Annotated in this window: 12 protein-coding genes, 1 tRNA gene and 1 pseudogene; 9 read left to right on the forward strand and 5 right to left on the reverse strand. The window is 23.7% G+C overall.

The window, feature by feature from the left end:
• The first annotated feature begins 4 nt into the window (after window positions 1–4).
• Window positions 5–412, forward strand: coding sequence for a 30S ribosomal protein S9 (gene rpsI, locus AACK95_RS06375; RefSeq protein WP_338980048.1), 408 nt, complete (start codon window positions 5–7; stop codon window positions 410–412).
• A gap of 89 nt (window positions 413–501) precedes the next feature.
• Here the strand turns inward: rpsI and AACK95_RS06380 are convergent, their stop codons facing one another.
• The 4 genes and pseudogenes from AACK95_RS06380 to AACK95_RS06395 all read right to left on the reverse strand — a co-directional run bounded on the left by AACK95_RS06380 (window position 502) and on the right by AACK95_RS06395 (window position 4,876).
• Window positions 502–1,452, reverse strand: coding sequence for an IS30 family transposase (locus tag AACK95_RS06380; RefSeq protein WP_338980050.1), 951 nt, complete (start codon window positions 1,450–1,452; stop codon window positions 502–504).
• 286 nt (window positions 1,453–1,738) lie between these two features.
• A pseudogene (locus AACK95_RS06385) lies at window positions 1,739–2,975 on the reverse strand (IS256 family transposase).
• Window positions 2,976–3,141: 166 nt separating this feature from the next.
• Entirely contained in the window at window positions 3,142–3,534 is a 393-nt protein-coding gene (gene hpf, locus AACK95_RS06390) for a ribosome hibernation-promoting factor, HPF/YfiA family (protein ID WP_338980052.1), read from the reverse strand.
• Between the two features lie 166 nt (window positions 3,535–3,700).
• Entirely contained in the window at window positions 3,701–4,876 is a 1,176-nt protein-coding gene (locus AACK95_RS06395) for a hypothetical protein (protein WP_338980054.1), read from the reverse strand.
• Between the two features lie 345 nt (window positions 4,877–5,221).
• Here AACK95_RS06395 and AACK95_RS06400 point away from each other — a divergent pair, with 345 nt between their 5' ends.
• Both AACK95_RS06400 and AACK95_RS06405 read left to right on the forward strand, forming a co-directional pair.
• Window positions 5,222–5,416, forward strand: coding sequence for a helix-turn-helix domain-containing protein (locus AACK95_RS06400; RefSeq protein WP_338979555.1), 195 nt, complete (start codon window positions 5,222–5,224; stop codon window positions 5,414–5,416).
• A gap of 87 nt (window positions 5,417–5,503) precedes the next feature.
• A complete protein-coding gene (locus AACK95_RS06405; RefSeq protein ID WP_338981072.1) occupies window positions 5,504–6,172 on the forward strand; it encodes an IS30 family transposase in 669 nt (222 codons plus the stop codon).
• A gap of 124 nt (window positions 6,173–6,296) precedes the next feature.
• Here AACK95_RS06405 and AACK95_RS06410 read toward each other — a convergent pair.
• Window positions 6,297–6,373, reverse strand: a tRNA-Ile gene (locus AACK95_RS06410).
• Between the two features lie 178 nt (window positions 6,374–6,551).
• On the opposite strand from AACK95_RS06410, the gene AACK95_RS06415 reads away from it, so the two are divergent.
• The 6 genes from AACK95_RS06415 to AACK95_RS06440 all read left to right on the forward strand — a co-directional run bounded on the left by AACK95_RS06415 (window position 6,552) and on the right by AACK95_RS06440 (window position 13,128).
• The gene (locus AACK95_RS06415; RefSeq protein WP_338980055.1) at window positions 6,552–7,502 is read left to right on the forward strand and encodes an IS30 family transposase; all 951 of its coding nucleotides are present in this window, start codon (window positions 6,552–6,554) and stop codon (window positions 7,500–7,502) included.
• A 344-nt stretch (window positions 7,503–7,846) separates the two neighbouring features.
• Window positions 7,847–8,965 (forward strand): hypothetical protein, encoded by a 1,119-nt coding sequence (locus AACK95_RS06420; RefSeq protein ID WP_338980057.1) that lies wholly within the window; start codon window positions 7,847–7,849, stop codon window positions 8,963–8,965.
• 2 nt (window positions 8,966–8,967) lie between these two features.
• A complete protein-coding gene (locus tag AACK95_RS06425) occupies window positions 8,968–10,662 on the forward strand; it encodes an ATP-binding cassette domain-containing protein (RefSeq protein ID WP_338980059.1) in 1,695 nt (564 codons plus the stop codon).
• A gap of 3 nt (window positions 10,663–10,665) precedes the next feature.
• On the forward strand, window positions 10,666–11,868 hold the full coding sequence (locus tag AACK95_RS06430; protein ID WP_338980060.1) for an ABC transporter permease subunit: 1,203 nt from the start codon (window positions 10,666–10,668) through the stop codon (window positions 11,866–11,868).
• 2 nt (window positions 11,869–11,870) lie between these two features.
• Window positions 11,871–12,785, forward strand: coding sequence for an ABC transporter permease subunit (locus AACK95_RS06435; protein WP_338980061.1), 915 nt, complete (start codon window positions 11,871–11,873; stop codon window positions 12,783–12,785).
• A 139-nt stretch (window positions 12,786–12,924) separates the two neighbouring features.
• Window positions 12,925–13,128: a hypothetical protein gene (locus tag AACK95_RS06440; protein WP_338980063.1), complete on the forward strand. Its 204-nt coding sequence runs from the start codon at window positions 12,925–12,927 to the stop codon at window positions 13,126–13,128.
• The last annotated feature ends 99 nt before the right edge of the window (window positions 13,129–13,227 follow it).

Below are 13,227 nucleotides of genomic sequence, written 5' to 3' on the forward strand. Positions count from 1 at the left end.
TTTTATGACAACATCTAATAAACCCGTAACTTATTCAAGTTCAGGCGGACGTAAAACATCAACTGCCCGTGTTCATTTAAAAAATACTGGTCAATCAAAAATATTAATTAATGGTTTTGAGCCTTTAAAATATTTAGAACAAGAAATCTTAGTTCAAGATATGTTATTACCTTTAAAAATAACTAATACGTTAGAAAACTTTGAAATTAATATCAAAGTTGAAGGTGGCGGAAGAATTGGTCAAGCTGGTGCAGCACGTTTAGCTTTATCTAATGTTTTAGTTAAGGTGTCAGAAGATTATCGAGTATTATTAAGACAATTTGGATTATTAACTCGTGATGCACGTAAAAAAGAACGTAAAAAATATGGTTTAAAAGCAGCCAGAAAAGCACCGCAGTTTTCAAAACGTTAATATAATAAAAAAAGAGTCTCAGACTCTTTTTTTATTACTATTATCTAATATTTTTTTATTATTATGCTAAATTGTAAAGGTAAGTGCAACTAAATTATTTTTCTATCCAAATATTCGATTGGTGAAAGATAATTTAATATTTTTCTCGGTCTTTGATTTAAAGACAATATAAATTTATGAACTTCATTTTTATTAATTTTTGAAAAAATAAATTTTTTAGGAAATTTTTCTCTAATTAAACCATTAGTATTTTCATTAGTACCTCTTTGTCAAGGTGAATATGGATTGGCAAAATAAATTTTTACATCTAAATTTTTTTCAAGTTGTTGTCAATTTGAAAATTCTTTGCCACGATCAAAAGTAATAGTTTTAACAATGTTTTTAGGAAGAATTGATAAATAATAACTGACATTTTTATTAATAACTTTAGTAGTTCTGTTTTTAACTAATATTGCTAAAGTAAATCGTGATACTCTTTCAACTAAAGTTATTAAACATGATTTGCTTTTACCTCTTGATGATACTATAGTATCTCCTTCTCAATGACCAAGTGTTATACGATCATTAACATTTATATCTCATTCTTTAATTGATTTACCATTAAACTTGCCACGATTTTCTTTAGATTTTCATTTTTTACCTTTTCTTCTTAAATTTTTACTAGTAACTTTATCAAGCATTCCAAAATAAATTCAAGTATAAATTGTTTTAAAACTAATAACTCACTCTTTATGAAAATTTTTAATTCTGCCATAAATTTGTTCAGGTGATCAACCTAATAGTAATTTTTGTTGTACATATTTTACTAAATTCTTATTTTTAAACTTATGAAAACTAATATGTGATTGTTTTCAATTTTCAGCTTTATTTTGTGCAATTAATGAAAAATAATGATTATTATCTTTATTTCTATTAATTTCTCGAATAATAGTACTAATACTTCGATTAAGATTTTTAGCTATTTCACTAATTTTAAATTTAAATTTCAATTGATTCTCAATATAAATCCTTTCATCTATGCCAAGATGTTTATAACTCATATAAAAACTCCTTACTTTTTTCTAAACTAAATTTAGCATTATGAAATTTTTATATGAGAATTTTTTGCAATTTTATTTACTTGCACTTACAAGTATAATTCAGCAATTAAAGAAATAAAAAAAAGTCTTGAATATGCCATTTTAATAATAAACAAAATGGATACAAATATTTATAAGCGAAATTTAAAAATAACACCAGAAGAAAATTTACAAAAAAAAGCACAAGATGCAGAAAATGAAAAATAGAGGTTTTTTAATAATCTGTGTATCTTTGTTTTGCAAAGTACTAGTTCAGATTAATTCTATCTTCAAATTTTATCATAAAATGAGCAATTACTGTATTTCAATTTTGAATGGGCATTATTCATTTTTTCGTTATATTTTCAATTGCTAAATAAAATATTTTGAAAACTGCCATATCATTTGGAAAAACTTTTTTATTTCTGATGACTTTTCGTAATTGACTATTAACAGATTCAATAGAATTTGTAGTATAAATCACTCTTTTGATTTCTGGAGGATAACTAATAAAAATCATTAAATTATCTCAATTTTTATATCAAGATTTAGCAATTTGAGGATAGTGTTTATTTCATTTACTTTCAAATGATTCTAAAGCTTGCATTGCTTGTTCTTCACTACATGCATTATAAATTGGCTTTAAATCTGTAACTAGTGATTTTCGATGTTTGTATGAAACATATTTTAAACTATTTCTGATTTGATGAACTATACATAATTGATGTTCAGTTTTAGGATAAACTGATTGTATTGCTTCTGACATGCCTGTTAAGTTGTCACTACAAGCAATAAGAATATCATTTAAGCCACGATTTTTCATTTCTGTGAAATTTGCTAATCAAAATTTAGCGCCTTCATTTTCACTAATTCATAAACCTAAAACATCTTTTTTACCTTCTAAATCAACACCTAAAGCTATATAAACTGATTTGTTAATAATGCGTTTATCTTGTCGTACTTTAACTACTATACAATCAAAATAAACAATGGGATAAATGCCTTCTAATGGTCTATTTTGTCATGCTTTGACATCATCAATCACATCATCAGTAATTTGACTAATAAGACTTACTAATATCAGCACCATGATATAACTCTTGTAACTGCATTCTAATATCTGATAATGTCATACCTTTTGCATATAAGGAAAGAACTTGTTGATCAAAACCATCAAATCTTCTCTGTCTTTTTGGCACTATTACAGGAGTAAAATTACTATTACGATCTCGTGGTACATCAATCTCAATTTTACCTTGTTGAGTTATTAATTTTTTTGAACTTATACCATTACGAGCATTGTCACTATTACTATGTTGATTTTTTTCATATCCTAAATAATTTTGCATCTCAGAATTCAACATTTTTTCAACTAAACGTTTTGTTAATTCTTTATATAAACCCCCTTCTTTAAAAACTGTTGTTAAATCTTCAGTATTTTCTAATAATAAATCTACTGCTTTTGATATTGGATCATTATTATTAAAGTTATCTTTTTTAGCCATCTGTAACTCACTCTTTCTAGTCATTTAATTATATTTACTAGAATTAATTAAACATAGTTATTTTTGTAAGTTACACAGATTACTAAACATTACCAAAAAATATGATGCATCATATTTACATAAAAAAACTAATGCTAATAATTGTATACTTTCATAAACGTTTTCTTTAATCTTTATTTTCTGTTACGTCAATAATAACTTCACTATTATCATCAAGAATTTCTTTAGTTATAAATTGACCAACGCTTTCAGCACCAGTTTTATCAGCAACCGTTTTTAAACGACTTAATTGTTTTTCCAACGGAACTAATGTTTTATTAATGCCAACATAAAGATCGTGATTTTCTACTAAACACTGTAAAAAATTATTATTTAATAACTGAATATGAACGGAAATATTATATGTATGATTACTATTTCTTTCAATACCAACTTTAGCAATTATATCTTTTTTAATATATTTAGAATACTTTTCTTGTAAATAATTAAAATTTTTATCAACAGCATTTTTAATTTCATAAGTAATATTAATATTTTTTCCATGGACAATAACTTGCATGATTAATTGCTCCTATCTTTTAATTATTATATACATTTTCCCATAAACAAATAAATTTTAAAAGATAATAGTGTAATTAAATTTAAATTATTAACAACTAAGCAAAATACCAATTATATTTATAATATGCTTAATATCATCTTCAGTTAAATTAATGATTAATACTCTATTTTTTATCTTTTCATGATTTTTGTTTTAAAAAATTTTGTTTTCCATTAAAAGTAATAGCTGTTTTTCAACGTGGATAATTATTACCTTTAGTAATAGCATTAGTATTATTCATTGGTTGTAAATTACTAATATCACAAGTGCCTCCATGAAATAAAGGTCGTTGATGTATAATAGTTCAATTATAACTTTTAGGATCATCATTAAGTTTAACATTACTAATAAAGTTATTTTTAAACATTAGCGCACCCGCATAGTCTTTTCGATATAACTTTGGATTATAATCATCAATAATTTCTCCTTTATTTCATACTTCTTCAATTTGTTGTGGTGTTCAAGTTACTTCACTATTAACAACATTACTACTGTTATTACTACTGTTATTACTACTGTTATTACTACTGTTATTAGTTTGAACAGGATTTGGATTACTAGTTACTTGATAATCAAGTAATTTTGATTGTGGAAGTGCACCTCCACCAGTATTATTAATAACTATATTTATACCTTGTGTTGATTTATCATGTTCATTAAAAAATCGATCTGTAAATGATGGTCCAATAGTTTGTTCACCAAAAAGAGAATTTTGTTCAACACTTGCGGGTATTTCTGTTGCTGATAAAGCATTATTATTTGTCAATGATAATGCTTTTTTTGATTTATTTCTTAAATTAGCCATTATTAATCATAAAGAAAAAAGTACTAAAAAGAAACTACAAATTAATGCAAAGCCTCAAGGTAAAATAAAAAATAAAACATTAATAATTTTTTTGTCCATAACATAACTATAAATTTTTTTATAACCATAACTTATTAATAATCCTGAACCAATAAGTAAGACAAGCGAAATTACTACTACTATTAATGCTCATACTAAAATTATTATTCCATATTTATTTAAAAAAATAAATGGAATTGTAATAAACACTAGAGTAATAACCGAAAAAATAAAAGTAAAAATTGTTAAAATCTGAAAAGTAAGAGTAAATGTAATGCCTTTACTATTAATTACTTCAGTTAAAATTGCTAAAATCTCATTAACATTAGTACGATAAAGTATAAGTCATAATACTCAACTTATAATCAAAGTTATTGCCATTAATCCCGAACTAACAATAATTCCTCAACGATTATGAGAATTAATGTTTCTATAATTCTCTGCTGACACTTCCATACTAAAACCTCACAACTCTAAAATCTCATATATTAAATTCTATCATAAATGATGATTAACATGTTTAACGACAATTATGAAATATAAATGAAAATATAACCTTTATAAAAATACTTCTTGAAAATTAAAATTTAGATTTAACTTAATAAAAATGTATCATAATATTTTTAATAAACTTTAAATTTGCAACTTTCTTGCGAATAATTTTTTGTTAAAGATTGTTGATTTTGTGATTCTGATTGCTGAATTATACTTGTAAGTGCAAGTAAATAAAATTGCAAAAAATTCTCATATAAAAATTTCATAATGCTAAATTTAGTTTAGAAAAAAGTAAGGAGTTTTTATATGAGTTATAAACATCTTGGCATAGATGAAAGGATTTATATTGAGAATCAATTGAAATTTAAATTTAAAATTAGTGAAATAGCTAAAAATCTTAATCGAAGTATTAGTACTATTATTCGAGAAATTAATAGAAATAAAGATAATAATCATTATTTTTCATTAATTGCACAAAATAAAGCTGAAAATCGAAAATAATCACATATTAGTTTTCATAAGTTTAAAAATAAGAATTTAGTAAAATATGTACAACAAAAATTACTATTAGGTTGATCACCTGAACAAATTTATGGCAGAATTAAAAATTTTCATAAAGAGTGAGTTATTAGTTTTAAAACAATTTATACTTGAATTTATTTTGGAATGCTTGATAAAGTTACTAGTAAAAATTTAAGAAGAAAAGGTAAAAAACGAAAATCTAAAGAAAATCGTGGCAAGTTTAATGGTAAATCAATTAAAGAACGAGATATAAATGTTAATGATCGTATAACACTTGGTCATTGAGAAGGAGATACTATAGTATCATCACGAGGTAAAAGCAAATCATGTTTAATAACTTTAGTTGAAAGAGTATCACGATTTACTTTAGCAATATTAGTTAAAAACAGAACTACTAAAGTTATTAATAAAAATGTCAGTTATTATTTATCAATTCTTCCTAAAAACATTGTTAAAACTATTACTTTTGATCGTGGCAAAGAATTTTCAAATTGACAACAACTTGAAAAAAATTTAAATGTAAAAATTTATTTTGCCAATCCATATTCACCTTGACAAAGAGGTACTAATGAAAATACTAATGGTTTAATTAGAGAAAAATTTCCTAAAAAATTTATTTTTTCAAAAACTAATAAAAATGAAGTTCATAAATTTATATTGTCTTTAAATCAAAGACCGAGAAAAATATTAAATTATCTTTCACCAATCGAATATTTGGATAGAAAAATAATTTAGTTGCACTTACCTTTACAATTTAGCTCTTAATAAATCAATTGATTTACATCTTTATTATAATTTTTAATTTGATTTAAATAAAAAAAAATAAACAAAACTGTTTATTTCATAATTTCACATATAATGGTGGGACTAAATGGACTTGAACCATCGACCTCACGCTTATCAAGCGTGCGCTCTAACCAGCTGAGCTATAGTCCCAAAAAGAGCAACAGAGATATTATATATTTGTTCAAGCACGATTGCAATATATAATAACAATATTTTATTTAATTGCTGAATTATACTTGTAAGTGCAAGTAAATAAAATTGCAAAAAATTCTCATATAAAAATTTCATAATGCTAAATTTAGTTTAGAAAAAAGTAAGGAGTTTTTATATGAGTTATAAACATCTTGGCATAGATGAAAGGATTTATATTGAGAATCAATTGAAATTTAAATTTAAAATTAGTGAAATAGCTAAAAATCTTAATCGAAGTATTAGTACTATTATTCGAGAAATTAATAGAAATAAAGATAATAATCATTATTTTTCATTAATTGCACAAAATAAATCTGAAAATCGAAAACAATCACATATTAGTTTTCATAAGTTTAAAAATAAGAATTTAGTAAAATATGTACAACAAAAATTACTATTAGGTTGATCACCTGAACAAATTTATGGCAGAATTAAAAATTTTCATAAAGAGTGAGTTATTAGTTTTAAAACAATTTATACTTGAATTTATTTTGGAATGCTTGATAAAGTTACTAGTAAAAATTTAAGAAGAAAAGGTAAAAAACGAAAATCTAAAGAAAATCGTGGCAAGTTTAATGGTAAATCAATTAAAGAACGAGATATAAATGTTAATGATCGTATAACACTTGGTTATTGAGAAGGAGATACTATAGTATCATCAAGAGGCAAAAGCAAATCATGTTTAATAACTTTAGTTGAAAGAGTATCACGATTTACTTTAGCAATATTAGTTAAAAACAGAACTACTAAAGTTATTAATAAAAATGTCAGTTATTATTTATCAATTCTTCCTAAAAACATTGTTAAAACTATTACTTTTGATCGTGGCAAAGAATTTTCAAATTGACAACAACTTGAAAAAAATTTAAATGTAAAAATTTATTTTGCCAATCCATATTCACCTTGACAAAGAGGTACTAATGAAAATACTAATGGTTTAATTAGAGAAAAATTTCCTAAAAAATTTATTTTTTCAAAAACTAATAAAAATGAAGTTCATAAATTTATATTGTCTTTAAATCAAAGACCGAGAAAAATATTAAATTATCTTTCACCAATCGAATATTTGGATAGAAAAATAATTTAGTTGCACTTACCTTTACAATTTAGCGTTTTTTAAAATCATTCAAAAATTAGAATTTCAAATAAATGATCTAGCAAAAGATATAAATAAGAACGTAAATGCGACTAAAAATAAAATTAAAATTCCTCATCATTACATTTTAGGAATAACAAAAGAAAATAACTTTGAAAATAATAACAAACCAAATATTACTATTAATAAAATTAATTGTCATAAATCCTTTTTATCTATATTCTTTATTATTTTTTTAATAAACCGTTTAATTAATTTGCAATAAATTGATTGTTTGATATTAAACTAAGATTTCTTGTATAATTATAAATAAGTATTATTAGTAGGTGGTTTTTATGTTTCGACGTTTTCTATTATTCACTATAATTTTGCCAACAATAACTACTATTAGTAGTAGTATTTATGCTTGTACTTGGAATTTACAACCAACAGTTTTATTAATAACAAGTTATCAACAAGCACAAAATCAAAACATTTATGACCGACTTGTTTATCAAAAGTTACAAACTTTTTATGGTAAAGATCATGTAGTAACATTGTTTAGTTCTCAAGATAATAATTATTATGCATTAATGTTGAGGAACTTTTTATCTACATATAATATCAAAAAAGTTTATATTTTAAATCCTAGTTTTCAAAAGTATATTCCACATCATAGTGAAACTAGTAGTTATTCTACTAAAAACTTAATTAGAGTATTACAACAATTTCAGAATGTTAAATTTTATTTTTTTAATAATATTATTGCTGATACGGTTAAAGTCACTAATAATATTTATGATATTAGATATAATACTGATAACGTAACTAGTAGCCATTTAAATTATGGCAGTAAAATTGCTGAACATTTTCAACAAAATGTTCAGGATGGAATAATAAATAAAAAATATAACTTTGATGTTGATGACAACGGTAAATTGATAGTTAGAATTGGTATTATTAATAATATTGGTATTGATTATGATCAAACTATTTTGAATCAATTTGCTGAGATAATTAATGGTATTGATAATCCAAAAATTACATATAAAATTATTTATGCTAATCCTCATGATAGTTTTGTAACAAGTAATATTTATAGTGCTGATAGTGTTGCCGGTGTTGGTCAGATTGCCCAATCATTATATGAAACACATGGTGTTAATTTTATTATTAATACTAATTATTGATATAACAGTATTATTGCTTATACTGCTAGGTTAATATCTTCCCGTCCAACTTATAGTAAAACTATTAGTTTTATTGGATCTAATATCATTAATATTAATGATTATGTTTATGATGATATTAATTATTTAGCTTTTGGTTTTATGCCTGGTTTGGAAATTTTTGATGAGACATTTAATGAAGAAATTAATCCTAATTTTAAAATTATACCTAGTGCTTCAGAAAGTAAAATCCAAACTTATGGTGTTAATAACATTGATTTTACTAATCAGTATGGAGATATATAATTATGGAAAAAACAATATTGAAATTACAAAAAATTAGTAAATATTATGATACTCGTGTTATATTTGAAAATGTTAATTTAGAAATAACACAAGAAATTCATGCCATTGTTGGTAATAATAGCGTTGGTAAATCAACGTTAATTAGAATGCTTGCTGGTTTTGAACAACCTTCTAAAGGAAAAATTGTTATTAATAGTTTAAGAAAAGGATGTTATTTTCCTCATGATCCTAGTGAAATGCTTTATTTTAGAATGGCTTATGCTGGTCAAGAAGATTTTTTCTTAGACAATCTTACTGTTAAACAAAATATTATACTTGGTAATGAACCAACTATTGCCAAAATTTTTCCTAATTGAAAAGAAGCTGAATTTAAAATTAATAATTTAATGGAAAAATATAAAATTAAGCTTAATTTAAATAAGAGAGTATCAACACTTGCGATTGAAGAATTAAAAAAATTATCTTTGCTTCGTGCTTTATTCAAAGAACCTAAAATATTATTGTTAGATGAACCAACTGTTGGTTTATCTGATAGTCAAAAAGTAGAGTTTTGAATGATTTTTAAAACATTTCGTAATGAAGAAATAACGGTCCTTTTCACAACTAGAGATGAAGAATTTGCTAAAATGGTTGCTAACCGAGTATCTTGAATTGAAAACTTAAATATTGGTAAAGCAAAAGTAATGAAATTAGAAGAAAATACTAAATTATTTACAACTAATTATTGAGGTAAGATTTTTAATTATAAAAAGCCAAAATCGATAAATTCAGTACCAATGCTTTATATTGATAATCTTTCTTTGAATAAACCTAATATTTCAAATTTTCATAAAATTGAATTTGCAATTCGCCCTGGTGAAATATATGGTATTTATGATTATGAAAACCTTTATAGCGAGGTTTTACTTGAAAGTATAGTACGTATGATTAAAACGCAAACAGGACGCATTTTTTTTCAAGAACAAGAAGTAACTTATTTTAAACCGCAAGAAATTAGTAATTTAGGAATTGATTGAATATCTGGACATTATAGTAATACTGCTATAATTCCTGATGCCACTTTATTTGAAAATTTTACCTTTTGAAATTATAATAAAGAAAAATATGTAACTAAATTCGGAGTTGTCAAAACAGCCGTTGTTAATAAAAAGGTACGAGAAATTATTAAAAAATATCAAATATTTAACGATAATAATATTTTTATTAAAATTAATAAATTATCAAAAGGAGAAATGCAGAAATTTGTATTAGCAAGAAGTATTGAAGAGCAACCACAATTATTAATTTTATCTAATCCATTTTCTGATTTAGATGAAAATTCTTCATTATTAATTATTAAAAAGATAATAGAGTTACGTGAAAGTGGCTCAAGCATTTTAATTATTGATACTGATCCGTACTTATTACAATTATTGTGTCAACGAGTAGCAGTTATTTATCACAAACAATTTGTTTGTAAATTGGAAAATAAAGATGTTAAAGTTGAAATAATGAACAATCCAGCACTATGACATGATTATCCTATTACAAATGAAATAATTGTTAAAACTGATAAAATGTATCAATTACCACAAACAAAGTGAAGTTTGAAAAAGAAAAAAATAATTAGAACAATTAATTATTTGAAAAGACCATTTGTCAAAATTACTAGTTGAATTAATAAAAAAATGGAAAATATTAGGTCAAGGTTGGGTTAAAAGATGTTGGAAAATATTAAAAAATGAAATTTTTGATTAGTGGGTACATTATTATTACTAATAACTCTATTTTTTGTTAGTTTATTAATGCTATGTTTACAAGTTAATCCATTATCATTTTGGAAAACTATTTTTATTAATCCTTTAACTAATTTAGTAAGTTTTAGTAATTTAATTGAAACATATAGTATATTAATATTAACAGGATTAGCAGTAGCTATTACTTTTAAGTATCGTATTTATAACTTTGGAGTTAGTGGTCAAATGTTATTTAGTGCTATGGTAACATATGTATTGGCAGTAGCTATTTATAAGAGTGGTGGTCATAGTCAATGAATTACTCCTTTTCTTTTATTAATTGCAGTTTTAATTGGTGGTTTAGCCGGTTTAATTATTGCAATTTTAAAAACTTATTTTAAAATTCATGAAATTATTAGCACTATTTTATTTAATTTTATTGCTTGAGAAGGATATAAAGGTTTAATAGCCAGTAATGTTTATCATAACTTAAACATTCCAACGCAAATTACTGATATTAGATTTTCATTAATTAGTGGACCTTTTAGCATTAGTAATTTATTTTCTGCTGGTATTATTATTGCTATTATTGTCTTATTAATCGCAATTATTATTTTTAATAATCGCACTCTTGGTTTTAAATTAAACGCAATTGCTAAAAATCCCGTTGCTGCAAAATATGCCAGATTAAATCCTCAATATCAGGGTTTAATAATTTTACCAATTTCAGGAGCGATAGCAGGAATTGCTGGTTATCTTTATTTTTTAGGAGTTAATAATAATTTACCTTCGCTTTCTGCTCCAATTCAAGAAGGATTTTATGGGATAGTAGTAGCTGCTTTAGCGGGATATACACCAGGAGTTATTTTATTTTCATCATTTTTTATGAGTTTATTTATTAGTCCTATTGAAAATAATGCTTTTATGTATTTGAAAAATCCAGAAATTGCAATAATAGTATTATCAATAACCATTTACATTATTGGTATTTATCCTTTTATTTGGCATTACTTAACTCATTCTATTGCTATTAAAGAATATTTAATAAGACTAAAAAAGAAGCTAATATGAAAAAAAGAATTAATTAAGGATGAACAACAAAATGTTAAAATTGTTAATGTTGAATCAAAATCTTCAAAAATTTTTAAAAAAAAGAAAATATTTAAAAGGAAAAGGAGAAAAAAATAATTATGTTACTCTCATTTTCAACAATTTTAGTTAATACATTATTATTTGCTTGTCCATTATTATTGTTATGTACAGGTGGAATTTTAAATACTAGAGCAGGAATTGTTAATTTTGGTTTTGATGGTATTATGTGTACTGGTGCTGCTACATATTGTATAATTGTTTCACAATTAAAAAATAATTTTGGTGGTGGAATTGCAATTTTGGCATTTTTTATAACTATTATCATCGGAATTGTATTTGGTTTAATTCATAGTTTAGCAACCTTATTGTTTAGAACAAATCAATTTTTAGTATCAATGGTTATTAATTACTTTGGTTATGGATTAGCAGTAATTTTTCCATTAACATTTACTGGAGAAATAAATTATTCATTAGCAAGTATTTATATTTATCAATTTTCTTGAATTGCAATTTTGGTAACCTTTTTAGCAATTTATATTTTTGCAGCTATTTTGTTTTTAACTAAGCTTGGATTATGCATTAGAGGAATTGGTGAGAATCCAATTGCAGTGGCTTTAAATTATATTCATGTTCGTCGTTCTCGATTTTATATTTCGCTATTTTCTAGTTCTTTAGCTTGTTTTTCGGGTGCTTTATTTGTTTATGTACTTCCAAGTACTTTTATTTATAGTAATAATTTTGCTGGTATTGGATTTTTAGCAATTGTTTTATGAATGATGGCACATAGTAGATTTTTTTTAACTTCTATTATTTGTTTTATTTTTTCTTTTTTATATCAGTATATTAATGCTTCACAAACATTTATAGTTATTAGTAATAATATTCCAAGTTGATTATGAGGAATGTTTCCATATTTAATAGCATTAGTATCATTAATGATTTTTCGTCCTAATACAGAATTGGTAAAAAGTTGAGCGCAACCTTATATTAAAGCAGGTAGAAAATGACAATAAAATTATATGCTAGCAATATTTTAAAACCTTTATCAGGTTTAATAAATATAATGTTTTAAATGTTTTTTAATAAATTCAGTTTTTATTTTTATTCTGTATAATAAATTTATTAAGCAATGAAAAAGGGGAATTTTAAATTATGGTAAAAAACTTAAATGACAGTTTTGAGAAATTGATTGAACAGAACAATGACAGTTTAGAAAAAATATTAAAAAAAAGAAAAACATTTAAAAATAATGAGAAAAAAATAATTAATAAAATTTCTAATATTAACTATCAAAAAATTAATGATGATGAAGTAATAAGTTTTAAATCTAAAAAAAATAAATATATAGTAATGTAAATTAGATTAAAGCATTTATTTTTTAAGAAAATATTTTTTATAATTTGTATAATAATTTTTTAAAAAAAGATTGTTGAGGTTTTTTAATAATCTGTGTAT

It is taken from the genome of Spiroplasma endosymbiont of Lasioglossum malachurum (genome assembly GCF_964020065.1).
In the GTDB taxonomy this organism is placed as follows: domain Bacteria; phylum Bacillota_I; class Bacilli_A; order Mycoplasmatales; family VBWQ01; genus Spiroplasma_E.